Below are 24281 nucleotides of genomic sequence, written 5' to 3' on the forward strand. Positions count from 1 at the left end.
CTCCAGTATTGTTCGTAATCGGCTTATATGAGAACGAATTCATCGGAGCCACAGATTCCCCACAAAGGCACCGGATATGGTTCCGCCCATGAGTGAGGCGAACCCCAGGATCAGCAAGGCTGTCATCCCCGCCGCGGGTCTGGGAACCCGGTTCCTGCCGGCCACCAAGGCGACTCCCAAGGAGATGCTGCCGGTGGTCGACAAGCCGGCGATCCAGTACGTGGTGGAGGAGGCCGCGTCGGCGGGTCTCGACGACGTACTGATGATCACCGGCCGGAACAAGCGCCCCCTTGAGGACCACTTCGACCGCAACTACGAGCTGGAGTCGGCCCTCCAGAAGAAGGGCGACGCCCACCGGCTCGCCAAGGTCCAGGAGTCCAGCGACCTCGCGACCATGCACTACGTCCGCCAGGGCGACCCCAGGGGCCTCGGCCACGCCGTCCTGTGCGCCGCGCCCCACGTCGGCGACGAACCCTTCGCGGTCCTCCTCGGCGACGACCTGATCGACCCCCGCGACCCGCTCCTGAAGCGCATGGTCCAGGTCCAGGAGGAGCACGGCGGCAGCGTCATCGCGCTCATGGAGGTCGCGCCGGAACAGATCCACCTCTACGGCTGCGCCGCCGTCGAGGCCACGGTCGACGGAGACGTCGTCAAGGTCACGGGCATGGTCGAGAAGCCGGAGGCCGCCGACGCCCCGTCCAACTACGCGATCATCGGCCGGTACGTCCTGGCCCCGCAGATCTTCGAGGTGCTGAGCCGCACCGAGCCGGGCCGCGGCGGCGAGATCCAGCTCACCGACGCCCTCCAGCAGCTCGCCGCGGACGAGAAGGTCGGCGGCCCCGTGCACGGCGTCGTCTTCAAGGGCCGCCGCTATGACACCGGTGACCGTGGCGACTACCTGCGTGCCATTGTCAGACTCGCATGCGAACGTGAGGACCTGGGCCCGGACTTCCGGACCTGGCTTCGCAGTTACGTAGCCGAGGAGATGGAGCCACAGTGAGCACCGCCGCGACCCGCACCACCGACCCGGACCACCTCTGGTCGGTGACCGAGCACCTGGAGGACATCCTCGCCACCGTCCGCCCCCTGGAACCCATCGAGCTGCAACTCCTCGACGCCCAGGGCTGCGTGCTGGTCGACGACGTCACGGTGCCGATCTCCCTGCCGCCGTTCGACAACAGCTCGATGGACGGGTACGCGGTACGGGTCGCGGACATCGCGGGCGCGAGCGAGGAGTTCCCGGCCGTGCTCACGGTGATCGGGGACGTCGCGGCGGGCCAGGCCGAACAGCCGCACGTGGGGCCCGGCGAGGCCGCCCGCATCATGACCGGCGCGCCGCTGCCGCCCGGCGCGGAGGCCGTCGTCCCGGTGGAGTGGACCGACGGCGGCCTCGGCGAGGGACCCGTCTCCGGGATGCGCGCCCGCAGCGCGAACCCCGAGGGCGCCACCGGCCAGGTCGCCGTGCACCGCCCCGCCGAGGCCCGCGCGCACGTACGCGCGCAGGGCAGCGACGTGAAGGCCGGTGAACGCGCCCTGGCCGCGGGGACGATCCTCGGCCCGCCGCAGCTCGGCCTGCTGGCCGCCATCGGGTACGCCTCGGTCTGCGTCCACCCCCGCCCGCGCGTGGTCGTGCTCTCCACCGGCAGCGAACTGGTCCCCCCGGGCGAGACCCCCGCCACCGGCCAGATCCACGACTCCAACAGCTTCGCCCTCACCGCCGCCGCCCGGGACGCGGGCGCGATCGCCTACCGCGTCGGAGCCGTCGCCGACGACGCCGAGACCCTCCGCACCACCATCGAGGACCAGCTCGTCCGCGCCGACCTGGTCGTCACCACCGGCGGGGTCAGCGTGGGCGCGTACGACGTCGTCAAGGAAGCCCTGGAGTCCGTCGGCGACGAGGACGAGGACGGCGCCGGCATCGACTTCCGCAAGCTCGCCATGCAGCCTGGCAAACCCCAGGGCTTCGGCACCATCGGCCCCGACCACACCCCGCTGCTCGCGCTGCCCGGCAACCCGGTGTCGTCCTACGTCTCCTTCGAGATCTTCGTCCGGCCCGCCATCCGCACCCTGATGGGCCTGCCCGACGTCCACCGGCCGACGACCACGGCCAGCCTCCGCGCTCCCAAGGCGCTGACCTCGCCCGCGGGTCGCCGCCAGTATCTGCGCGGGACGTACGCCGACGGCGAGGTCACGCCCGTCGGCGGCGCCGGATCGCACCTCGTGGCGGCCCTCGCGCACGCCGACGCGCTGATCGTGATCCCCGAGGGCACCGAGTCGGTCGAGCCCGCCGCGGAGGTCGAGGTCGTCCTGCTCGGCTGAACCCTCGGGGGTGGCGTACCGTGTCGCGCACAACCGACCGCGCGCCGCACCGCGACGGGCCCCGACCGGGAGCGTCACACCACCATGAGTACGCCGCACGACCGACTGACCCACATCGACGAGGCGGGCGCAGCCCGCATGGTCGACGTCTCCGGGAAGGACGTGACCGCGCGCACCGCCCGCGCCAGCGGCCGGGTCCTGGTCTCGCCGACGGTGGTCGAACTGCTGCGCGGCGAGGGGGTGCCCAAGGGAGACGCCCTCGCCACCGCGCGCATCGCCGGGATCATGGGCGCCAAACGCACCCCCGACCTCATCCCGCTCTGCCACCCGCTCGCGGTCTCGGGCGTCAAGGTGGACCTGTCGGTCGCGGACGACGCCGTGGAGATCCACGCCACCGTGAAGACCACCGACCGCACGGGCGTCGAGATGGAGGCCCTCACCGCGGTCTCCGTCGCCGCCCTCACCGTGATCGACATGGTCAAGGCGGTCGACAAGGGCGCGGTCATCACGGACGTCCGCGTCGAGGAGAAGACGGGCGGCAAGTCGGGCGACTGGAACCGGACATGACGCCGCCCGCCGAGGACACCGGGAGAGCGCCCCACCGCGCGCTGGTCGTGACCGCCTCCAACCGGGCCGCGGCCGGCGTCTACGAGGACCGGGGCGGACCCCTGATCGCCGAGGGGCTCCGGACGTTCGGGTTCGCCGTGGACGGGCCCCGGGTCGTGCCCGACGGCGACCCCGTGGAGGCCGCGCTGCGGGCCGGAGTCGCCGCCGGGTACGACGTGATCGTGACGACCGGCGGCACCGGGATCTCACCCACCGACCGCACCCCCGAGGCCACCCGCGCGGTCCTCGACCACGAGGTGCCCGGCATCCCCGAGGCCATCAGGGCGTACGGCCGGGACAAGGTGCCGACGGCGGCACTCTCCCGGGGCCTCGCCGGAGTCGCGGGCCGGACCCTGATCGTCAACCTGCCGGGCTCCACCGGCGGCGTCCGGGACGGCCTGGCCGTACTGGAACCCCTGCTCACCCACGCCGTCGACCAGCTCCGCGGCGGGGACCACCCGGCATCCGGCCACGGGGGTGCGAGCTGAACACTCCATCCTGGCCCGTGGCGCTGGTCGACGGCGAAGTCGTCCTGCGGCCCATAAAGATGCGTGACCAGCGGGCCTGGCGCGAGGTGAACCGGCGCAACCGGGACTGGCTGCGGCCCTGGGAAGCGACCATCCCGCCGCCCACGCCCAGCGGACCCATCGCCCACCGGCCGACCTACCGTCAGATGGTCCGCCATCTGCGGTCGGAGGCCAACGCGGGCCGCATGCTGCCGTTCGTGATCGAGTACCAGGGGCGGCTGGTGGGCCAGTTGACGGTCGCCGGGATCACCTGGGGGTCCATGTGCTCCGGCCACGTCGGCTACTGGGTGGACGAGTCGGTGGCCGGGCGCGGGGTGATGCCGACGGCGGTGGCACTCGTCGTGGACCACTGCTTCCGGACCGTCGGACTGCACCGCATCGAGGTCTGCATTCGCCCCGAGAATCGGCCCAGCCGTCGTGTGGTGGAGAAACTCGGATTCCGTGAGGAAGGTCTTCGTCCACGATATCTTCACATCGACGGGGCCTGGCGCGACCATCTCGTCTTCGCGCTCACCGCGGAGGAGGTCCCCGAGGGACTGCTCGGGCGCTGGCAGCGCGAACGGGCGCGGAACGCACGGAACGCCGGTTCCGACGCCGGTACGACCGGGCCGCCCCCATAGCCGCCCGCCGCCCCTCATAAATGAAATACGTGTTCGAAAAAATGCCCCGGCCGGTGAACACGCGCCGATCGGACAGCGATCCGGCTTGAACGGGTCGGCGCGTTCTCGGGGCGCTCTCGGTGCGTTCTGAGCACGTTCTGGGCACGTTAATTTCGCGCTCTCGGTAGCCCGCTGATCGGATCGGTCACAAAAAAAGCTCGAAATATCAGCCGGATCGTGCGACACACCGGCTCAATTGGCGGATGGCCTCACGCAAACCCCTCTACCGTGTGAGTCGTGAGCAGCAGCGGCCTCATCTACGCAGTCATCGTCGGGGCCTGGGCCGCCTACTTGGTGCCGATGTGGCTCCGTAGGCAGGACGAGCTGAACGAAGCCCGTCCGACGGAACGCTTCAGCACCGCCATCCGGCTGCTTTCCGGCCGGGCGGGGATGGAGCGCCGATACGCCAAGGACCTGCGGGCGCGCTCCACCGAAGAGGGGGAGCCCAGCGCCCGACCGGACGGCGTCACCGACTCGGTGGACGTCCGGGCCTTCGCCATGCCCCCGCACCGGGAGCACACGAAGGCCCAACTGCCGGTGGAGCGGGGTGAACCGGAGCCGCAGGGGCAGCAGCCGGGGAAACCCGCGGCGCAGGCGACCGCACCGGCACCGTCGAAGCCGCTGCCCCAGCAGGGCGGGGCACCGCAGACCAAGCAGCCGGGCACACCGTCCGGGAAGCAGGGGACCGCCCACCCGTCGGGCGCGGCCCGCCCGTCCGCACCCGCGCGCACGAAGCGCCCGGACAAGCAGACGGCGGGCGCACGCCGGGACACCTCGGCGGAGGCCAAAGCGCGCGCCCAGCGCTCGAAGGTACTCGCGCGCCGACGGCGTACGACGGTGATGCTCTTCCTCGCCTTCACCCTCGGCGCGGTCGTCGCGGCGGTCGGCGGACTCGCCTTCCTGTGGGCGCCGGCCGTCCCCGCGGTACTGCTGAGCGTGTACATCGCGCATCTGCGCCGCCAGGAGCTGAAGCGGTTCGCGTACACCATGGACCGGCGGCAGGCGGAGGTCGCGGCCCAGCGGCTGCGGGAGCGGCAGCCCCAGCGGCGGCGCCCCGCACCGGACCCGGTGGACACCGACGAACCGGAGGACGGACCCGAGAGCGAGGAGAACCGGGCCGAGCTGACCGCGCTCGCGGCCGACCGCCGCGCGCTCGTCGAACAGACCGACCACGCCGAATGGGTCGACCAGCAGCGGGAGCGCCAGCGGCGGCCCGGCCAGGGCGACAGCTGGGACCCGGTCCCCGTACCGCTCCCCACCTACGTCACCGCCCCGGTCGCCCCCCGCGCCACCTCCGGCGTGGACCTCGGCGCCCCGGACGCCTGGAGCTCCGCACGCTCCAGCGCGGCCGACCCGCACGGCACCCCGGGCGCCCCGTCCCACCCCGCGCCCGCCACCGGGCGCGAGACGGAGGGGGAGCGGGGCACGGAGAAGGGGGCGGCGGACGCCGGCGCGGGCGAGGCGGACGCTTCCGACGACGGCCGCTGCGACGCCCGCCGGGCCGCGTCCGCGCGCCGCTCCCGCGAGCGGGGGCGTACGCCGCTCTTCGACCAGTACGAGGACGGCGACCGCCCCCGGGCGGCCAACGAGTGATCTCAGCCCGGGAACTCCCCCTGGCGCTGACCAGCCAGGAGCCCGCCGCGGACGGTCGGGCGGCGCCCCGGATACGGATTTCCGGGCACGGCGATCGGGGTGCTAGAGTTTCACTCGTTGCAAGGGCCTGTGGCGCAGTCTGGTAGCGCACCTCGTTCGCATCGAGGGGGTCTGGGGTTCAAATCCCCACAGGTCCACGCAGCTCAGAGCCTCCAGTGGTGATCACCACTGGAGGCTCTGACGTGTTGTCAGGACGATGTTCCGTCAGCGCCCGCGCTCGGCGCCTGCGCCGGTTCCGTGATCGCGTCGAAGTACGGCCAGCCGTCCACCACGACCTCCTGGGCGGACGGGTCGAGGTCCAGGTTCAGGGCGGCGGCGTCCAGGAGGCGGCGGACCGTACCGGGCTCGTAGAGGTTCAGGTAGGTCCGGTTCGAGAGGCGGTACAGGTCGCCGGCGTCGAAGTAGCAGTTCGACACGTAGCGGCCCTCGGACGGGCTGAAGAGCAGGACCAGGCGACGGCGCCGCGCGCCCTGCGGGTAGAGGGACAGCTTGAGCCGGCAGTGGTCGTGGGCCCCGCGATGGGGGAACTGCCGGACGGTCCAGTGCCATGTGGTGTCGCCCACGACGAGACGGCGCAGACGGGTGTTCTTCTTCACGGGCACACGGTAGGGGCCCGACACCGCGACGGGCGCCGGGATTTACGGGCGGCCCGGGGTCAGTCCTGCAGGTCCTTCGCGAAGCACAGGCTCAGCTCGTGGAAGCGGTAGTAGCCGAACTTCCCGCAGGGCTCGTAACCGCTGGAGGTGTAGAGCGAGACGGCCTCGGGCTGCTTGGTGCCGGTCTCCAGGACCATGCGGGCGCGGCCGGCGGCGCGGGCGTCGGACTCCAGCGCGGCGAGTATGCGGCGGGCCAGGCCCAGGCCCCGTGCCTCGGGGGTGACGTACATCCGCTTGATCTCGGCGTCGCCGTCCCGGTTGCCCTCGTCGTTGGCGTCCTGGCCGCGCCAGCCGCCCGTGGCCAAGGCTCTGCCGTGCTCGTCGTAGGCGATCAGGTACAGGCCCCGCGGTGGCAGGAAGTGTGCCGGGTCCATGTGGGTGGCGTCGCCGTCGTCGCCGTAGCGGACGCTGTATTCGGCCTGGACCTCGTCGTTCAGCTTGACGGCGTCGGGGTGGTCGAAGGGCACGGGGCGGATAATCATGCCTTGCATCGTACATCTATGCATGATGCTCCCTGCGGGGACGTGAGACGCGAACGCGCCCCGGCGGCGCCCCGGAGCGCGGCCGTCCGGCGCGACCTTCCTCGCCTCCGGCCCCGTCCACGGTACGGGTATCGTGCCCGCGTGCTGACTGTGACCTCTGTGAACGTGAACGGGCTGCGGGCCGCCGCGAAGAAGGGCTTCGTGGAATGGCTCGCCGGAACCTCGGCGGACGTGGTGTGCCTCCAGGAGGTGCGGGCCGAGCCGGAGCAACTCCCCGAGGGGGTACGGCAGCCCGAGGGCTGGCACGTCGTGCACGCCCCGGCCGCCGCCAAGGGGCGCGCGGGTGTCTCGCTCTACAGCCGGCGCGAGCCCGACCGCGTCCGGATCGGCTTCGGGTCGGCCGAGTTCGACGGGAGCGGACGGTACGTCGAGGCCGACCTGCCCGGCGTCACCGTGGCCAGCCTCTACCTCCCCTCCGGTGAGGTCGGGACCGAGCGGCAGGACGAGAAGGTCCGGTTCATGGGCGAGTTCCTGCCCTATCTCAAGGACCTGCGGGAGCGGGCCGCCGCCGACGGGCGCGAGGTCGTCGTCTGCGGCGACTGGAACATCGCCCACCAGCAGGCCGACCTGAAGAACTGGCGGGCGAACCAGAAGAACTCCGGGTTCCTGCCGGAGGAGCGGGAGTGGCTGGGGCGGGTCCTCGACGAGGGCGATGGGGGCTATGTCGACGTTGTGCGGGCGCTGCATCCCGAAGTCGAGGGGCCGTACTCGTGGTGGTCGTACCGAGGGCGGGCCTTCGAGCGGGATACGGGTTGGAGGATCGACCTTGCCGTCGCGACCCCGGGGCTTGCGAGCAAGGCAGTGAAGGCGTTCGTGGAGCGGGCCGCGAGTCACGACGAGCGGTGGTCGGACCATGCTCCGGTGACGGTCGTCCTCGGCATGTGACACGGAGCGTGGGGCGGGCCGGCGTGGGCACGCCCCCACACGTGTCGCAGGGCGGATCAGGGACGCGTCCTGACCGTGAAGGTCAAGCGGGAGGTGTCAGGCCCGGCCAGCCGCTCGGGCCCGCCGCCCGACTGTCCCTTGGCGACGGTGACGCGAACTGCGTCGCTCAGGAGTCGCTCGCGTGTCACCTCGCCATCCACGGCGAACGCCTCGCGATAGCGGCTGACGGTGTACTCATCGAGCCAGCTGGCACGCATGGCTGCGGGCGCGGGACACGTCGTGCCGCGAGCACTGGCGCGGCAGACGTAGTCGCCGTAGTCGTAGGCCTTCCGTGTGGCGAAGTACATGCGGCCACCACACCCGGCACAGTGTGCGACCCCGATGAGCAGCGACGTCTCCCGACGTTTGGCGCGAGTGCCGTTCGAGCGGGCGTTGAGGACATCCTGGAGGGCCTGGAACTCCTCTTCGGTGAGCACCGGAGGGCCGATCAGCACGGGTGCGCCGTTGGTGTCACGGACCGTCTGGCCCTTGTGCACTCGGTGGCCCATCAGTGCCGGGGTACGGAGGATTTTGCACAGACTGCCGACTGTCCAGCGGAATCGGTCGAAGTCGCGTCCGTGACGTCGGCCACCCGTAGGGCGTCCCTGAAGTTGGGCATGACGGTCGCGTGGCACCAGAACGCCCGCAGTTTCGAGTTTGTGGGCGATAGCCACCAGGGACAGTCCTGAGTGGACGTCGTCCACGATCGCGCACACGACGGGGATGGTCTCCGGGTCGGGAGCCAGACACCACCCGACGCCCGACGGATGGGGCGCCTTCCGGTACCCGAACGGCACAAGGCCGCCGCCGTATCGGCCCTTTGCGCGCAGCGCTTCGTGAGCGCCCGTCAGTCGGGCGGAAAGGGCGCGAGCCTCCTGCTCTGCGGCGTAGGCCAGGTTCATGCAGTGGCGAATGGCGTCGCCGTCTGCCTGTGGCGTCACCACGAGGGGCTGACGCTCTTCAGGCATTCCGAAGACGAGAGTGGTCGCATGCTGCTGACCCCATTCGATCAACTCTGACATGTGGGCGACGGAGCGCACCGCGCGGTCCACGTGTGACCACACGATGACTTCGTATTCGTCCGGGCGTCGCAGCCAAGGCGACAGCGCAGGCCGCTCGAACGGGGACATCTTGCGTGCGGAGACGCCGAGGTCAGTGGCTTCGGCGATCAAGGTGCAGCCCAGTTGCTCGGCGCGCAGTTGGATGCAGGCGCGCTGCCTGTCCGGCGAGGTGGTCACTCCAGTCAGGTTGCTGAGACGCACGGCTCCAAGAGCTCGTGGGTGTTCGGTGGGGCTAGGCTGGGGCATGTCGGCGCTCCGTGAAGTGTCGGCCACACCCCGGGGCTGGTCGCACAGCCGCCGGGGCCTTTGCGATCTCACTCTCGGATGCCGAATTCCAATCCTTGCGCGGTTGGGTCGAAATACCCCTGAAAGGGTGAATGTTCCTGCTGGGCAACGCATGGGGACGTGCAGGTGCTTATGGCCCCCGCGGCCTCCTACGGCTGCCCTCGCAGCCGCCGGTCCAGCGCCAGTGACAGCTCCGCCTCCATTGCGCTCTTCGCCAGTGGGCGCAGGCGGTGGAGGTCTTCGGGGGTGTGGTCGGGCTGGGTGCCGAGGAGGTCGGTGAAGAGGGTGGCGAGGGCCTCGGCGTGTTCGCGGACGCGGCGGCCGACGGTGAGGACGTCGGCCAGCGGGACGCCCTCGCGGACCAGGGCGGCCGTGACGTCCAGCAGGCGGCGGCTGATGTGCACGATCTCGCCGCCGTCGGTGGCGAGATAGCCGAGGTCCAGGGCGGTGGCGAGGTTCTCCGGGGTCGCCTGGTCGCCGAAGTGGTCGGCGAGTTCCTCAGGGGAGAGGCGGACCGGGACCTCCTCGGTGGGGTCCCCGAGGCCCAGCAGTTCGCCCACGTCGCGGCCCTGGTCGAACGCCTCGGCCAGCTCGGCTATGCCGCTGAGCGTGTGGCCCCGCTCCAGCAGGGCCGAGATGGTGCGCAGCCGTGCCAGGTGCGTGTCGTCGTACCAGGCGATGCGGCCCTCGCGGCGGGGCGGCGGGATCAGTCTGCGCTCCCGGTAGAAGCGCAGGGTGCGTACGGTGATGCCGGCCTCCCTGGCCAGCTCCTCCATGCGGTACTCGTGTCGCTCGCCGTCTTCTGCCACTCGCGCAGCCTATGTCGTACCGCTGGTAACTCCAGAGGTCCGGACCCCTACCCATCGGTACGGTCCTGCCCTACGCTCCCACTGCGCCAGTGATTACTGGCGCGGACATGAGGTGCGAACGCGGTGTGCGCACGCGATGAGGCGTGGAGGTACCGGATGGCCGGGCAGGAACAGGGCGGGCGGGAACGGGTGCCGCATGTGCGGGTGGCGGTGGTCGGGTCCGGGTTCGGCGGGCTCGGCGCGGCCGTGCGGCTGCGGCGCGAGGGGATCACCGACTTCGTCGTCCTGGAGCGGGCCGGTTCCGTGGGCGGTACCTGGCGGGACAACGACTACCCGGGGTGCGCCTGTGACGTGCCCTCGCACCTGTACTCGTTCTCCTTCGCGCCGAACCACGCCTGGCCGCGTGCCTTCTCCGGGCAGGAGCACATCCGGGCCTATCTGGAACACGTGACGGACGTCTTCGGGCTGCGCCCGCACATCCGCTTCGACTCCGAGGTGCTGCGGATGGCCTGGGACGGGGAGCGGCTGTGCTGGGACATCGAGACCAGTGGCGGGCGGCTCTCCGCCGACCTCGTCGTCTCCGCCACCGGCCCGTTGTCCGATCCGAGGATCCCCACCGAGGCCGAGCTGCCGGGCCTCGGCTCCTTCCCCGGCAAGGTCTTCCACTCCGCCCGCTGGGACCACGGCTACGACCTGCGCGGCAAGCGGGTCGCGATGATCGGCACGGGCGCCTCCGCGGCCCAGATCGTGCCGGCGATCGCGCCCGAGGTCGGCCGGCTGACGCTCTTCCAGCGGACCCCGCCGTGGGTGATGCCGCGGGTCGACCGGAGCATCGGCCCCGTCGAGCAGTGGCTGCACCGGCAGCTGCCCTTCACCGCGCAGGCGCGGCGCGGAGTGCTGTGGGGCGTCCGGGAGATGCAGGTGCAGGCCTTCACCAAACGCCCCAGGACGCTGGGCCTGGTGGAGCGGGTGGCGAAGCGGAACCTGGCCCGCGCGGTGCGGGACCCGGAGCTGCGCGCCCGGCTCACGCCCGACTACCGCATCGGCTGCAAGCGCATCCTGCTCTCGAACACCTACTATCCGGCGCTCACCCGGCCGAACGTCGACGTCATCGCGTCCGGGCTGGCCAAGGTCGACGGCTCCACGCTCGTCGCCGCCGACGGGTCCGCCGCCGAGGTCGACGCGATCGTCTTCGGCACCGGGTTCCACGTCACCGACATGCCGATCGCCGACCGGGTGGTGGGCGCGGACGGCCGGACCCTCGCCGAGGCGTGGGCGGACGGCGGGATGCGGTCCCTGCGCGGGGCGTCGGCCGCCGGGTTCCCCAACTGGATGACGATCATCGGGCCCAACACGGGCCTCGGGAACTCCAGCATGATCCTGATGATCGAGTCCCAGCTGAACTACCTGGCCGACTACGTACGGCAGTTGGACGTGCTGGGCGGCCGGGTCGCCCTGGACGCCCGGCCCGCCGCCGTGGCGGCCTGGAACCAGCGGCTCCAGCAGCGCATGGAGCGCACGGTCTGGAACACGGGCGGCTGCACCAGCTGGTACCTCGACGCCGACGGCCGCAACACGACCGTCTGGCCGGGCACGACGAGCGAGTTCCGCAGCGCGACCCGGCGCGTCGACCTGAGCGAGTACACGGTGCTGCGGGCGGCCAGGACGGGTACGGGGAACGACGAGACGCCCGGCGCCTCCGCGACGGGCGGCACGGCGAAGGTGGAGGCCGGAGCGTGACCCGACTGACCCATGTGAAGCACGGGCCCTACGCCCCGCCCGTCGCCGTCCGGGAGTTGACGGCCGTGTCCGCCGACGGGACGCGGCTGCACGTCGAGACGCACGGTCCGCAGGACGCTCCCGCGGTGGTCCTCGTGCACGGCTGGACCTGCTCGACGGCCTACTGGGCGGCGCAGGTGCGGGAACTCGCCGCCGACCACCGGGTCGTCCTCTACGACCAGCGCGGCCACGGCCGCAGCACCGCCTCCGCCGCGTGCCACGCGGACGCCCTCGCCGACGATCTGGAGGCCGTGCTCGCGGCGACGCTCGCGCCGGGCGAGAAGGCGGTGCTGGCCGGGCACTCCATGGGCGGGATGACGCTGATGGCGGCCGCCGGGCGGCCGGGCTTCCGGGAGCACGCGGCGGCGGTCCTGCTGTGCAGCACGGGCAGTTCACGGCTGGTCGACGAGTCGCTGGTCGTGCCGATGCGGCCGGGCCGGGTACGCACCTGGCTCACGCGGCAGGTCCTCGGCTCCCGGGCCCCGCTCGGGCCGGTCACACCGGTCGCCCGGCGCATCCTCAAGTACGCGACCATGGGGCCCGGCGCGTCGCCGGTGATGGTCGAGGCGTGCGCGCGGATCGTGCACGCGTGCCCGGCACGGGTGCGGCACGCCTGGTCGCACGTCCTCGCCGCCCTCGACCTCGACCACGGGGTGCGGGAGTTGACGGTGCCGACGGCCGTCGTCGTGGGCACGGCGGACCGGATGACCCCGCCCGTGCACGCGCGGGCGCTGGCCGCCGCGCTGCCCGACTGTGTGGGCGTGAGCGAGCTGACCGGGGTCGGACACATGGCGCCGGTGGAGGCGCCGGAAGCGGTCACCGCCCGGATACGCGGGCTGGCGGCGGCACATGTACGGGTGGAGCGGGACGAGTTGGAGGAGGCGGGCGCATGAGCAACGGCAGCACCCTGGAGGGGCGGGTCGCGGTCGTCACCGGGGCCGCGCGGGGCGTCGGGGAACTCCTCGCGCGCAAGCTCTCGGTGCGGGGGGTGAAGGTCGCGCTCGTCGGCCTCGAACCGGACGAGCTGAAGCGGGTGTCGGAGCGGGTGTACGGAGACTGTGCGTACTGGCACGCCGATGTCACCGACCACGAGGCCATGACGCGGGTCGCGGCCGAGGTGAAGGAGCGGTTCGGGCGGGTCGACATCGTCGTCGCCAACGCGGGCGTCGCCACGGGCGGGCCGTTCGTGGACTCCGACCCCGACTCCTGGCGGCGGGTCATCGAGGTCAACCTCGTCGGATCGGCCGTCACCGGGCGGGCGTTCCTGCCGGCGCTGATCGAGAGCCGGGGGTATCTGCTGCAGATCGCCTCCCTCGCGGCGATCACCCCGGCACCGATGATGACGGCGTACTGCGCGTCCAAGTCGGGTGTGGAGGCGTACGCGCACTGTCTGCGGGCCGAGGTCGCGCACCGGGGAGTCGGGGTCGGGGTCGGGTATCTGTCCTGGACCGACACGGACATGGTGCGCGGGGCCGACAAGGAGGAGGGGATGCGGGAGTTGCGGGAGCGGCTGCCGTGGCCGGCCGGGAAGACGTATCCGCTGGGGCCCGCGGTGGACCGGCTGGTCGCCGGGATCGAGCGGCGGTCCAGTCATGTGTACGGGCAGTGGTGGCTGCGCGGGATGCAGGGCGTGCGCGGGTATCTCCCGGGTCTCATCGGGACGTTCGCGCCGCGCGAGGTGCGGCGGATGGAGCCGCGGCTGCGCGGGGTGGCCAAGGGGCTGGTGGGGGCCGGTGGGGCCGCGGACGAGCGGACCCGGGGGGTCGAGGCGCCGGAGCCCCGATAGCGGTGCGTCACCGTACGTCACTGATCGAAATGCGTCGTATGTCCGCCCGTGTTTGTCTGGTCGAGGCCCGATCCCCTCACCCACAACGGGAGTGAATCCACATGGGCATGAAGGACCAGTTCCAGGACAAGGCTGAGCAGCTGAAGCGTAAGGCCGGGCAGTCGCCGCAGGAGCGGCAGCAGGCTCAGCGGCCTGGTGAGCGTGAGCGTGAGCAGCCCGGGCGCGAGCCCGGCCGTGAGCACGGGCAGCCGCAGCGCGAGCACCGGCCGCAGCGTGAGCACGGGCAGCCGGAGCGTGGCGCGCGGCGGCGGGACGAGGAGTCCGAGCGGCTGATGCGGGACGACGAGGACCGGTTCCGGCAGGACGTGTAGTGCCGGACGTGTAGTGCCGGACCCGCTCCGGACACGCTGAACGTGGGGCGCCCTCCTTCCGGGAGGGCGCCCTGCGTCGTCGTGCGTCCCGCGTCGGCCGCGCGTCGGCCGGTCAGGGGCGTCCCGGCAGCGGGGGCCGGCTCCTGTCGGGGACGCCGGTGTGGTCCGGCGGGTTCGCCGGGGGGTGGGTCTTGAGGAGGTCCAGGGCCAGGGTCACCGCCGCCTCCAGCTGGGTGTTGCGGCCCTCGGCCCAGTCCAGGGGGGTGCGCAGGGTCTCCAGGTCCGGGGTGACGCCCCGGTTCTCGACGGTCCAGCCGTACGCGTCGAACCAGGCGGCGTTCATGGGGACGGTGATGACCGAGCCGTCGCCGAGCTGGTGGCGGCCGGTCATGCCGACGACGCCGCCCCAGGTGCGCTGGCCGACGACGGGGCCGAGGGCGAGGAGTCTGAACGCCGCCGCGATCATGTCGCCGTCGGACGAGGTCGCCTCGTCGGTCAGTGCCACCACCGGGCCGCGCGGGGCGCTCGACGCGTACGACACCGGCTGGGCGTCCCGGGTCAGGTCCCAGCCGAGGATCGTGCGGGACAGTTTCTCCACCACCAGCTCGCTGATGTGGCCGCCCGCGTTGCCGCGCACGTCCACGATCAGGGCGGGCCGGGAGACCTCCATGCGCAGGTCGCGGTTGAACTGGGCCCAGCCCGAGCCGCCCATGTCCGGGATGTGCAGATAGCCGCAGTGGCCACCGCTCAACTCCCGTACGACCGCGCGGCGTTTGGCCACCCAGTCCTGGTAGCGCAGGGGGCGTTCGTCGATCAGCGGGACCACGGCGACACGGCGGGAGCGGCCCTCGCCCGCGGCATCCAAGGGGCCCGAAGGGCCTTCCTCGGCAGGGCGGGCGACGGGTTGGGCGAAGGTGAGTTCGACGGTGGTGCCGCCCGCGCCCGCGAGCAGGGGGTACGGCCCGGTCGCCGGGTCCACCGGGCGGCCGTCGACGTGGGTCAGCGCGTCACCTTCCCTGATGCCGGTGCCGGCCAGCGGGGAGCGGGCCTTGGAGTCGGAGGAGTCGCCGGGCAGGATGCGGCGGACCGTCCAGTGGTCGTCCCGGCGGACGAGGTTGGCGCCGAGGAGGCCCTGGCGGCGCTGGTAGTGGGGCGGGCCCTCGTTGCGGCGGGCGGCGGAGACATAGGCGTGGGAGGTGCCGAGTTCGCCCAGGACCTCCCGCAGCAGGTCCGCGAACTCGTCGGGGGAGGCGACCCGTTCGACCAGCGGGCGGTACTGGTCGAGGATCGCGTCCCAGTCGATGCCGCTCATCCCGGGATCCCAGAAGTAGGCGCGGATCAGCCGGCCGGCCTCCGCGTACGACTGGCGCCACTCGGCGGCCGGGTCGACCTCGTGCAGGACGCGTCTCAGGTCGATCCAGACGGTCGAGTCGCTGTCGCCGGACTCGGTGGCGGGCACGGCCCGCAGGTCGCCCTCGTCCACGACGACCAGCCGCGCGCCGTTGCCGCTGACCGCGAACCAGTCGAGGTGCTCGACGAGTTCGGACTTCTTGGCCCGGCCGATGTCGAAGTGTTCGAGGGTCGGGCGGCCCGTCATGTCGTCCGGGTTGGCGAAGGTCTCGCCCAGGGCGCCCGAGATCGGCCAGCGCAGCCAGACGAGGCCGCCGCCGGAGACCGGGTACAGCGCCGAATACTTGGAGGCGGTGACGGGGAAGGGGGCGACCCGGCTCTCCAGACCCTCGGTCTCGACGGTGACCGTCCCGTCGGTGCTGTCGTCCTCGGTCGGGTCCATGCCGCCGGCGACCGGGCGGCCGTCGGGGTTCAGGGCGAAGGGGGACGGTGTGGCGGAGGAGAGCGGCAGCAGGTAGGGGCGGCAGCCGAGCGGGAAGGACAGGTCGCCGGTGTGGACGTCGTACACCGGGTCGAAGCCGCGCCAGGACAGGAAGGCGAGGTAGCGGCCGTCGCGGGTGAACACCGGGTTCTCGTCCTCGAAGCGGCCGCTCGTGACGTCGACGACGAGCCGGTCCTTGATCCGGGCCATCTTGATCTGCCGCAGTGAGCGGCCGATGCCCGGGTGGGACCAGGTCAGCCAGGCGCCGTCCGGGGAGAAGGCGAGGTCGCGGACGGGGCCGTTGAGGGAGGCGATGAGTTCGGTGACCTCGCCGTCCGACTCCTCCGTCGTGTCGAGGAGGAGGACCCGGCCGTCGTGCGCGGCGATGGCGAGACGCTCACCGCTCGGGTCCGCCACCAGCTCCAGGACCCGGCCCAGACCGCCGGAGACCAGGCGGCGGGGTGCGCGTTCGCCGGTGGCCCGGGGGAGGTGGGCGATCTCGACCGCGTCCTCGCCGTCCGCGTCCGTCACGTACGCCACCCGGCCCCCGGAGCCGAGCATCTCGGGCAGCCGGACGCGGACGCCGGGGGTGTCGGCGATGGTCCGGGCGGGGCCGTCGCGGTGGGTCAGCCAGTAGAGGCTGCCGCGTACGACGACCGCGCTCGCCCGGCCCGTCCCGTCGACGGAGAGGCCGTCCACGTGCTGCGCGGCCGGCACCTGGTAGGGCCGCCGCCCGGTGAGCGCCCCGCCGAGCGTCACGTCCAAACGCCGGGGACGGGCGTCCGGGGCGAGGTCGTCGACGATCCACAGCTCGCCCGCGCACTGGTACACCACCCGGGTGCCGTCGCTCGACGCGTGCCGGGCGTAGAAGGCGTCGTGGTCGGTGTGGCGGCGCAGGTCGGAGCCGTCGTACGCGCAGGAGTAGAGGTTGCCGACGCCCTCGTGGTCGGAGAGGAAGGCGATCCGGCCGCCGACGAACACGGGGGAGTGCAGGTGCCCTTCGAGTTCGGCCAGCAGCCGTTCGCCGTGCAGCCAGAGGCGGCCCGTGGCGCCGCCCCGGTAGCGCTTCCAGGAGGCCGGTTCGTGCGGGGGCGTGCCGGTGAGCAGCAGGGTGCGGCGCTCGCCGTCGATCTCGGCGGACTGGATGTCGGAGACCGGGCCCCAGGGCAGTTTGCGGCCGGGGTCGCCGTCGGTGCGGACCTTGTAGGCCCAGGTGAAGTACGAGAAGGGCTCGCCGTGGGAGGCGACGGCCAGGATGTCCGAGCGGCCGTGCCGGTTCGGGGGTGTCCAGCCGCGGACCTCGGTGTCGGGACTGCCCCAGTGGGTGAGCCGGCGGGCGGGGGCGCCACCGTCCACCGGGGTCAGATGGATCTCCGGGGTGATGCTCCGCCAGCTCGTGTACGCGATGTGCCGGCCGTCGGGCGAGAAACGCGGGCAGGCGACCTTCGTGCGGTCGACGGTCAGCCGCCAGGCGCGGTCCGAGCCGTCGAGGGGGGCCAGCCACAGGTCGTCCTCCGCCACGAAACAGAGGCGGTCGCCGCTGAGGTGGGGGTGGCGGAGGTAGCCGACGTCCGGGCCCGCCTGCCGTGCCTGCTCCCGACCCGTTGCCCGCTCAGGAGTGTGCTCGCGGTCCGGCCCTTGCTCATGGGTGTCGCTCACCTCCCCATGCTTCGCCGCGGGGGAGGCCGCGGCAACTTCACCCGCCGTGGCGCCGGCGACTTCACCGTGGTGACGTCGGCCGCTTCACCCGCCATGGCTCCCGAGGGCTTCACACCCGCCGTGGCTCCGACGATTTCACCGTCGGGACGCCGGCGACTTCACCCGCCGTGGCCCCGACGGCTTCGGCCGTGACCCAGCACACGAACGAAACGGTTTCGTTTTCTTCGTGGGCCGGGGTATCGTCTTAAGCGTACGAAACCGTTTCGTTCGGAAGCGGAGTTCTCGGCCCGTGCCCCGGTGGCACGGCCGGTAGCCTTGTCGTCCCGAACGTGAAGCCGGAGCAAGGGGAGTGGGATGACGGAGACCGCGACGGTGCGCCGCAGTCGGATCACGCCCGAACGCGAGGCCGAGCTGTACGCGGCCGTCCTCGACCTGCTCCGGGAGGTCGGCTACGACGCCCTCACCATGGACGCCGTGGCCGCCCGCACCCGGTCCAGCAAGGCCACCCTCTACCGCCAGTGGGGCGGCAAGGCCGAGCTGGTGGCGAAGGCGATGCGGGCCAACAAGCCCCGTCCGGACTTCGGCTCCGTCGACACCGGGTCCCTGCGGGGCGACATGCACGCGCTGATCATGAGTCAGGACGACTGCACCATCGAACAGAACTCCGCGCTCATGCGGGGGCTGGCCATGGCGATCCACGGGAATCCCGACCTCCTGAAGGCGTTCCGCGAGCTGATCATCGAGCCCGAGCTGCTGGAGATCCGCGGCATGCTGCAGCGTGCCGTCGACCGGGGTGAGATCCGCGAGGACAACCCGGCCGTCGACTACGTCCTGCACATGTTCGTCGGCGCCTTCGTCGCACGGGGCATGATCGACGAGCTGCCTCCGACCCAGGCCTTCATCGCTTCGTACATCGACGCCGTGGTCCTCCCCGCCCTCGGTGTGCCGACCGACTGACCCACCTGCGCGAGGCCGCGTGACACGCGGCTGAGCCCCACCTGACGCACCGCTCATGTCGTCGGGCCGATCACCCCTGCCTTCCCCCGCCCTGCCTTCCTCCCTCCCCGCGGCACGGGCTGATCCGTCCTGCCCTCCTGCACGTCCACGACCTGAACGGGAGTACCGCCCCGTGGCCACTTTCCTCTACCGACTCGGCCGGTTCGCCTTCCGGCGACGGCATGTCACCGTCCTGATCTGGGTGGCGCTGCTGACGCTCGCGGGCGTCGGCGCCGCCTCCGCGCCCGCCGCCGGCTCCACCTCCTTCTCCATCCCGGGCACCGAGGCCCAGAAGGCCTTCGACCTGCTGGAGCAGCGCTATCCCGGCATGAGCGCCGACGGCGCCACCGCCCGGGTCGTCTTCAAGGCGCCCGAGGGCGAGAAGATGACCGACGCCGCCAACAAGGCGGCCGTCGAGAAGACCGTCGCGGAACTGGGAGACGGCTCCGAAGTCGTCTCCGTCAGCGACCCGTTCACCACCCGCGCGGTCAGCGCGGACGGGACGATCGCCTACGCCTCGGTGACGTACGAGGTCCCGGCCATGGAGCTGAAGGACTCCTCCAAGGAGGCCCTGGAGACCACCGCGCACAAGGCGCAGGCCGCCGGGCTCACGGTCGAGATGGGCGGCGACGCCCTGCAGCCCGAGCCCGAGACGGCGGTCACCGGCGAGATCATCGGCCTCGCACTGGCCGCGGTCGTCCTCGTCATCACCCTGGGCTCGCTGGTCGCGGCCGGCCTGCCGCTGCTGACGGCGATCATCGGGGTCGGCATCGGCGTCTCCACCATCACCGCCCTCGCCAGCGCGCTCGACCTGGGCGACACCACCTCCACGCTCGCCCTGATGATCGGTCTCGCGGTCGGTATCGACTACGCGCTGTTCATCGTCTCCCGTTACCGGTCCGAGCTGGCCGAGGGCAGGGGCCGCGAGGAGGCGGTGGGCCGGGCCGTCGGCACCGCCGGCTCGGCGGTGGTCTTCGCGGGGCTCACGGTCGTGATCGCGCTGGCCGGTCTCGCGGTCGTCAACGTCCCGATGCTGACCAAGATGGGTCTCGCGGCGGCGGGCACGGTCGTCGTCGCCGTCCTCATCGCCCTCACCATGGTCCCGGCGCTGCTCGGCTACGCGGGCCGCAAGGTCCGGCCGGCCGGTGAGAAGGGCGGGCTGCTCGGACGCGGCAGGGCGAAGAAGTCCGCCGCGGGTTCCGCCGGGGTCGCCGGCGCGGAGGCCGCCGGAGGTTCCGTCGCGGCGAAGCCCGGCCTGGGCACCCGCTGGGCGAGCTTCGTCGTCCGTCGCCCGGTCGCCGTGCTGCTGCTCGGCGTGGTCGGCCTCGGAGCGGTCGCGGTGCCCGCCACCCAGCTGGAGCTGGGCCTTCCCGACGACGGTTCGCAGGCCACGTCCACCACGCAGCGCCGGGCGTACGACCTGCTCTCCGACGGCTTCGGGCCCGGCTTCAACGGCCCCCTGATGGTCGTCCTCGACGCCCAGGGCAGCGCGTCCCCGCAGCGGGCCGCCACCGCGGTGACGGACGAGATCAAGGGCCTCGACGATGTCGTGACGGTGACGCCCGCGACGTTCAACAAGGCCGGCGACACCGCGATGATCACGGTGATCCCGAAGTCCAAGCCGTCCTCGACACAGACCGAGGACCTGGTGCACGCCATCCGTGACGCGGGCGCCGGCGTGAGCGCGGACACGGACGCGAAGGTACTGGTCACCGGTGCCACCGCGATGAACATCGACTTCTCGCAGAAGCTCACCGACGCGCTGCTGCCGTATCTGGCGCTGGTCGTGGGCCTGGCGTTCCTCCTGCTGATCGTGATCTTCCGGTCGGTCCTGGTCCCGCTGAAGGCGGCCCTCGGCTTCCTGCTCAGCGTGCTGGCCGCGCTCGGCGCCGTGGTCGCGGTCTTCCAGTGGGGCTGGCTGGCGGGGCTGATCGGGGTCGAGGAGACCGGTCCGATCATGTCGATGATGCCGATCTTCATGGTGGGCGTGGTCTTCGGTCTCGCGATGGACTACGAGGTGTTCCTCGTGACCCGCATGCGCGAGGCGTACGTGCACGGCGAGAACGCGCACCAGGCCGTGGTGACCGGCTTCCGGTACAGCGCGCGGGTGGTCGCGGCCGCCGCGGCGATCATGATGGCCGTCTTCGCCGGCTTCATCGGCTCCGGCGAGTCGATGATCAAGATGATCGGCTTCGGCCTCGCCATCGCCGTCTTCTTCGATGCGTTCGTCGTCCGCATGGCCATCGTCCCGGCCGTCCTCGCCCTCCTGGGCGACCGGGCCTGGTGGCTGCCGAAGTGGCTCGACCGCGCGCTGCCGAACGTCGACGTCGAGGGCGAGGGCCTGCGGACGGTCGACACCTCCGGTGACGCGGCCGAGGACGACGAGGACAGGGAGCTGGTCCGCGCCTGACACGGGCGCCCGCACAGAACAGGACCGCCGGTGAGGCCCCGTGGAGACGGGCACCCTCACCGGCTTCCGTGCGAGGGGCGAAGATGACGGGCGACAGGAGAAGAGCCGAGAGAACCGACAGAGCCGACGCGGGTACCGGGACCGGGTGACTGGTGCGCGTGACGGGGCGGGGGGTGTGGGCATGCGTGACGGGGCTGAGGTGTCTGGTGTGCGTGACGGGGGAGGGGCGCCTGGAGAGCACGACGAGACCGTGGGGCCCGGCGGGCGCGACGGGGTCGAGGTGCTTGGCGTGCGCGGCGAGACCGTGGGGCCCGACGGGCGCGAGGAGGCCGTACGGGCGAGCGAGGCCGGCGAGGCCGACCGGGCCGGTGGCGCCGAGCAGGTCGGTGAGGTCGAGGCCGGTGAGGCCGGGCGGGTCGAGCACACGGGCGAGACCGACCAGGCGGGCGAGTTCGTCGCAGCCGACCGGGCCGACGGGACCGACCGGGACGGGCACGCAGGTCGGACCGGCCGAGCGGAACAGGCGGTGCGGGCCTGCGGGGCCGACCAGGTCGACGAGGGAGGCGTGCCCGGTGTGTCCGACCGGGGTGCGCAGGCTGGTGAGGCCGAACGGACCGAACAGGCCGAGCCGCGCATCGGTGAGATCGGCCGTGTCGATGGGGCAGGCGTGCCCGGTGCGTCCGACCGGGCCGCGCAGGCCGGTGAAGCCGAGCGGACCGGGCCGCGCATCGGTGAGATCGGCCGGGTCGACGGGGCAGGTGAGCCCGCCGGCCTCGACCGGGCCGGCGGGGCGGGGGCGGCAGGCCGGGCGGGCGCGGTCGGCCACATCGGCGGGGCTCGGGACGACCGGGTCGGGCCGCCCCTCCTGGGCGCCGAACGTGAGACCCTCCGCGCCTTTCTCGACTATCACCGCGCGACCCTCGCCATGAAGTGCGCGGGTCTCACCGACGAGGAGCTGCGCCGTCGGTCGATGCCCCCGTCGACGCTGTCGCTGCTGGGTCTCGTGCGGCACATGGCGGAGGTCGAACGGGCCTGGTTCCGCCGGGTGTTCGAGGATCATGACGCCCCCATGGTGTGGTCGAAGGAGATCGACTTCCAGGCGGCGTACGACGCGAGCGCCTCGACGCGGGCGGAGGCTTTCGGGGCCTGGGAGGCGGAGGTGGCGACCTCGCGGCGTATCGAACGGGAGGCGGAGTCCCTGGAGCTCACCGGTCGCCAGCCGCGCTGGAACGAGGACGTCTCCCTGCGGATGGTCATGATCCACGTCCTGCTGGAGTACGGCCGCCACAACGGCCACGCGGACTTCCTGCGGGAAGGGATCGACGGGACCGTGGGGGCGTGAGGGCCGAAGGGACCGCGGGCACCTCGGGGACCGCGAACAACCCCCCGCCGGCCCGCGCGGGACGGCTCCGGCGCCTGCGGCGGCACCTGCGGGCGGTGGACGGGCGGGGTGTGGCCCGGGTCGTCGTCGGCGTGGGGAACGTGCTGCTGTGCTGCGTCCTCCTCCTGGTCGCCGTCGGCGTGCTGTTCGTGGAGCCGGTCACCCGTGCCGAGGAGACCGCGGCCTGGCATCTCGCGGGCCGGATCTACGGCTGGTGGTTCCTGGGCGGGCTGGTCCTGCTCCCGGCGCTGGGGATGACGCGGACGCTGGCCGTCCACCTGGCCACGATGATCGCGGCCCCTGCCGTGCTGTTCACGCTCGTGGTGCTGGCGGCCGTACGGTGACCGCGGCGGCGCCCGACCGACAGGGCGCCCATGGCGGACTCCTGGGAAGCGCACAGCAAATCCTCATAGCATCACGCGCATTCCATGACGGGAACACTCGGAAGGCGTGGTTCGGCATCATGAGCACAGCACCCGGCGACAAGGGCGGCCACGGCCGAGGGCACCACCACGACGACGAGTTCGACAGAGGGCTCTCCCACGACCTCCCCGTGCTGGCCCGCCGCCGCATGATCGGACTGCTGGCCGGCGCGAGCATGGTCCCGTTGCTGGCGGCCTGTTCCACGGACGACTCCGGCTCCGGCTTTGGCTCCGCGTCGGACGCCTCCTCCTCCGGTACGTCCTCCTCCGGCACCTCCGGCTCGGACTGCGAGGTCATCCCCACCGAGACGGCCGGTCCGTACCCCGGTGACGGTTCGAACGGCCCGAACGTCCTCAAGGAGAGCGGTGTCGTCCGGCAGGACATCACCAAGAGCTTCGGCTCGGCGGACGGGGTCGCCGAAGGCATCCCCCTGACGATCACGCTGACCGTCGTCGACCGGTCCTCCGGCTGCGACACCCCGAAGAAGGGCGCGGCCGTCTACCTGTGGCAGTGCGACCGCGAGGGCCGGTACTCCCTCTACTCCGACGGCGTCACCGACGAGAACTACCTGCGCGGCGTCCAGGAGACCGACGACGAGGGCCGGCTCACCTTCACATCGGTCTTCCCCGGCTGCTACCCCGGCCGCTGGCCCCACCTCCACTTCGAGGTCTACGACAGCCTCGCCGACGCCACCGCGGCCGGGAACACCGCCGCCGTCTCGCAGCTCGCCTTCCCCAAGGACGTCTGCGAGACCGTGTACGCCACGGACGGCTACGGCGACAGCGTCCAGAACCTCGGCGAGCTCTCCCTGGAGTCCGACATGGTCTTCAGCGACGGCTACGACCAGCAGCTCGCCACCATGAAGGGCAGCACCGGCAAGGGGTACACGGCGACCCTCACCGTGCCGGTCTGACGCCCGGGGCCGCTCAGCCGGGGCCGAGGTGGGCCGTCTCCCCCCAGCGCGTCGGCCGCAGCCGTCCCCCGTCGCTCTCCCACTGCGAGACCGAGGCGTTGGGGACGGGCGGCAGCGCGCCGGGGGAGGCCGCGCCGAGGCCCGCGCAGACCAGACGGACGGCGACGGCGATCGCGTCATGGGCGACCAGCAGCACCCGCCGGCCCCCGGCGACCCGGTCCAGCTCGTCGACGAAGTCCCGCACGCGCAGCACCACATCGGTCAGCGCCTCCCCGCCCGGCGGACGGTAGTACCAGTCGCCGACCAGGGCGCGCCGGTCCGCCTCCTCGGGCGAACGGGCCCGTTGCGCGCCCGGCGGGTGCAACTCGAAGATCCCCGCCTCCCGGTCCCGCAGCCGTTCGTCGACGAGGAGCGGGGGCGGGACCACACCCGGATGCCCGGCGATCGACTCCCAGGTCTGCCGGGCCCGTACATACGGTGAGCAGACCACCAGGTCCGGCCCCGGCCCGCCGTCACCACCGCCTCTGCCCGCGGAGATCCCCGCCAGCCACCCGCCCAGTGCCTCGGCCTGCGCCCGGCCCGGCCCGGACAGCGGGACATCCGCGTCCCGTCCCGGCACCGGCACGGTCGACCCGGTCCGTTCGGCCTCGGCGTACGCCACGTTGGCGGTGCTCTGCCCGTGCCGGACCAC

22 protein-coding genes and 1 tRNA gene are annotated in these 24281 nt (G+C 72.3%); 17 read left to right on the forward strand and 6 right to left on the reverse strand.

Going from position 1 to position 24281, the window contains the following annotated elements:
• The first annotated feature begins 88 nt into the window (after positions 1-88).
• The 7 genes from galU to SCAB_RS25365 all read left to right on the forward strand — a co-directional run bounded on the left by galU (position 89) and on the right by SCAB_RS25365 (position 5901).
• Positions 89-1000 (forward strand): UTP--glucose-1-phosphate uridylyltransferase GalU, encoded by a 912-nt coding sequence (gene galU, locus SCAB_RS25335; RefSeq protein ID WP_013002927.1) that lies wholly within the window; start codon positions 89-91, stop codon positions 998-1000.
• Positions 997-2319 carry a molybdotransferase-like divisome protein Glp gene (glp, locus tag SCAB_RS25340; RefSeq protein WP_013002928.1) on the forward strand — a complete coding sequence of 441 codons (1323 nt, stop codon included), beginning with the start codon at positions 997-999 and terminating at the stop codon, positions 2317-2319. The genes galU and glp overlap by 4 nt, the downstream gene beginning before the upstream one ends.
• A gap of 84 nt (positions 2320-2403) precedes the next feature.
• Positions 2404-2886, forward strand: a complete 483-nt coding sequence (moaC, locus tag SCAB_RS25345) for a cyclic pyranopterin monophosphate synthase MoaC (RefSeq protein WP_013002929.1) — start codon at positions 2404-2406, stop codon at positions 2884-2886.
• Positions 2883-3413, forward strand: coding sequence for a MogA/MoaB family molybdenum cofactor biosynthesis protein (locus tag SCAB_RS25350; protein WP_013002930.1), 531 nt, complete (start codon positions 2883-2885; stop codon positions 3411-3413). Before moaC ends, SCAB_RS25350 begins: the two co-directional genes overlap by 4 nt.
• Positions 3414-3430: 17 nt before the next feature.
• Positions 3431-4072 carry a GNAT family N-acetyltransferase gene (locus SCAB_RS25355; RefSeq protein ID WP_037724629.1) on the forward strand — a complete coding sequence of 214 codons (642 nt, stop codon included), beginning with the start codon at positions 3431-3433 and terminating at the stop codon, positions 4070-4072.
• Between the two features lie 276 nt (positions 4073-4348).
• Positions 4349-5704: a divisome protein SepX/GlpR gene (gene sepX / locus SCAB_RS25360; RefSeq protein WP_013002932.1), complete on the forward strand. Its 1356-nt coding sequence runs from the start codon at positions 4349-4351 to the stop codon at positions 5702-5704.
• Positions 5705-5827: 123 nt separating this feature from the next.
• Positions 5828-5901: transfer RNA gene (locus SCAB_RS25365), tRNA-Ala, on the forward strand.
• Positions 5902-5952: 51 nt separating this feature from the next.
• Here SCAB_RS25365 and SCAB_RS25370 read toward each other — a convergent pair.
• Positions 5953-6360, reverse strand: coding sequence for a hypothetical protein (locus SCAB_RS25370; protein WP_046774507.1), 408 nt, complete (start codon positions 6358-6360; stop codon positions 5953-5955).
• 59 nt (positions 6361-6419) lie between these two features.
• Positions 6420-6902 (reverse strand): GNAT family N-acetyltransferase, encoded by a 483-nt coding sequence (locus SCAB_RS25375; RefSeq protein WP_013002934.1) that lies wholly within the window; start codon positions 6900-6902, stop codon positions 6420-6422.
• Positions 6903-7043: 141 nt separating this feature from the next.
• On the opposite strand from SCAB_RS25375, the gene SCAB_RS25380 reads away from it, so the two are divergent.
• On the forward strand, positions 7044-7847 hold the full coding sequence (locus SCAB_RS25380) for an exodeoxyribonuclease III (protein ID WP_013002935.1): 804 nt from the start codon (positions 7044-7046) through the stop codon (positions 7845-7847).
• 56 nt (positions 7848-7903) lie between these two features.
• On the opposite strand, the gene SCAB_RS25385 is transcribed toward SCAB_RS25380, so the two are convergent.
• Together SCAB_RS25385 and SCAB_RS25390 are read right to left on the reverse strand one after the other, a co-directional pair.
• Entirely contained in the window at positions 7904-9124 is a 1221-nt protein-coding gene (locus tag SCAB_RS25385) for a recombinase family protein (protein WP_158512260.1), read from the reverse strand.
• Between the two features lie 257 nt (positions 9125-9381).
• Positions 9382-10041 carry a MerR family transcriptional regulator gene (locus SCAB_RS25390; RefSeq protein ID WP_013002937.1) on the reverse strand — a complete coding sequence of 220 codons (660 nt, stop codon included), beginning with the start codon at positions 10039-10041 and terminating at the stop codon, positions 9382-9384.
• 156 nt (positions 10042-10197) lie between these two features.
• On the opposite strand from SCAB_RS25390, the gene SCAB_RS25395 reads away from it, so the two are divergent.
• From SCAB_RS25395 to SCAB_RS25410, 4 genes are all read left to right on the forward strand, one after another.
• On the forward strand, positions 10198-11781 hold the full coding sequence (locus SCAB_RS25395; RefSeq protein WP_013002938.1) for a flavin-containing monooxygenase: 1584 nt from the start codon (positions 10198-10200) through the stop codon (positions 11779-11781).
• Positions 11778-12713, forward strand: a complete 936-nt coding sequence (locus SCAB_RS25400; RefSeq protein WP_013002939.1) for an alpha/beta fold hydrolase — start codon at positions 11778-11780, stop codon at positions 12711-12713. Before SCAB_RS25395 ends, SCAB_RS25400 begins: the two co-directional genes overlap by 4 nt.
• Entirely contained in the window at positions 12710-13606 is an 897-nt protein-coding gene (locus tag SCAB_RS25405; RefSeq protein WP_013002940.1) for an SDR family oxidoreductase, read from the forward strand. Before SCAB_RS25400 ends, SCAB_RS25405 begins: the two co-directional genes overlap by 4 nt.
• Positions 13607-13713: 107 nt before the next feature.
• Complete coding sequence (locus SCAB_RS25410) at positions 13714-13977, forward strand: hypothetical protein (protein ID WP_210614761.1); 264 nt, start codon at positions 13714-13716, stop codon at positions 13975-13977.
• 112 nt (positions 13978-14089) lie between these two features.
• Here SCAB_RS25410 and SCAB_RS25415 read toward each other — a convergent pair whose 3' ends face one another.
• Entirely contained in the window at positions 14090-17329 is a 3240-nt protein-coding gene (locus tag SCAB_RS25415) for a S41 family peptidase (RefSeq protein WP_049875884.1), read from the reverse strand.
• Positions 17330-17821: 492 nt separating this feature from the next.
• Here SCAB_RS25415 and SCAB_RS25420 point away from each other — a divergent pair, with 492 nt between their 5' ends.
• From SCAB_RS25420 to SCAB_RS25440, 5 genes are all read left to right on the forward strand, one after another.
• Positions 17822-18424, forward strand: a complete 603-nt coding sequence (locus SCAB_RS25420; protein ID WP_013002943.1) for a TetR/AcrR family transcriptional regulator — start codon at positions 17822-17824, stop codon at positions 18422-18424.
• Between the two features lie 172 nt (positions 18425-18596).
• Positions 18597-20873: an MMPL family transporter gene (locus tag SCAB_RS25425; protein WP_013002944.1), complete on the forward strand. Its 2277-nt coding sequence runs from the start codon at positions 18597-18599 to the stop codon at positions 20871-20873.
• Between the two features lie 826 nt (positions 20874-21699).
• Positions 21700-22215, forward strand: a complete 516-nt coding sequence (locus SCAB_RS25430; protein ID WP_037724659.1) for a DinB family protein — start codon at positions 21700-21702, stop codon at positions 22213-22215.
• A complete protein-coding gene (locus SCAB_RS25435; RefSeq protein WP_231885126.1) occupies positions 22212-22598 on the forward strand; it encodes a hypothetical protein in 387 nt (128 codons plus the stop codon). The genes SCAB_RS25430 and SCAB_RS25435 overlap by 4 nt, the downstream gene beginning before the upstream one ends.
• A gap of 119 nt (positions 22599-22717) precedes the next feature.
• Positions 22718-23590, forward strand: coding sequence for an intradiol ring-cleavage dioxygenase (locus SCAB_RS25440; protein WP_013002947.1), 873 nt, complete (start codon positions 22718-22720; stop codon positions 23588-23590).
• Positions 23591-23603: 13 nt separating this feature from the next.
• Here the strand turns inward: SCAB_RS25440 and SCAB_RS25445 are convergent, their stop codons facing one another.
• Positions 23604-24281 carry a histidine phosphatase family protein gene (locus SCAB_RS25445; RefSeq protein ID WP_013002948.1) on the reverse strand — a complete coding sequence of 226 codons (678 nt, stop codon included), beginning with the start codon at positions 24279-24281 and terminating at the stop codon, positions 23604-23606.

It is taken from the genome of Streptomyces scabiei 87.22, assembly GCF_000091305.1.
Classification (GTDB): Bacteria; Actinomycetota; Actinomycetes; order Streptomycetales; family Streptomycetaceae; genus Streptomyces; species Streptomyces scabiei.

Coding starts and splice junctions, on each gene's coding strand:
- galU (WP_013002927.1), top strand. CDS start 89: ATGAGTGAGGCGAACCCCAGGATCAGCAAGGCTGTCATCCCCGCCGCG.
- moaC (WP_013002929.1), top strand. CDS start 2,404: ATGAGTACGCCGCACGACCGACTGACCCACATCGACGAGGCGGGCGCA.
- SCAB_RS25350 (WP_013002930.1), top strand. CDS start 2,883: ATGACGCCGCCCGCCGAGGACACCGGGAGAGCGCCCCACCGCGCGCTG.
- SCAB_RS25375 (WP_013002934.1), bottom strand. CDS start 6,902: ATGATTATCCGCCCCGTGCCCTTCGACCACCCCGACGCCGTCAAGCTG.
- SCAB_RS25395 (WP_013002938.1), top strand. CDS start 10,198: ATGGCCGGGCAGGAACAGGGCGGGCGGGAACGGGTGCCGCATGTGCGG.
- SCAB_RS25405 (WP_013002940.1), top strand. CDS start 12,710: ATGAGCAACGGCAGCACCCTGGAGGGGCGGGTCGCGGTCGTCACCGGG.
- SCAB_RS25410 (WP_210614761.1), top strand. CDS start 13,714: ATGAAGGACCAGTTCCAGGACAAGGCTGAGCAGCTGAAGCGTAAGGCC.
- SCAB_RS25420 (WP_013002943.1), top strand. CDS start 17,822: ATGACGGAGACCGCGACGGTGCGCCGCAGTCGGATCACGCCCGAACGC.
- SCAB_RS25440 (WP_013002947.1), top strand. CDS start 22,718: ATGAGCACAGCACCCGGCGACAAGGGCGGCCACGGCCGAGGGCACCAC.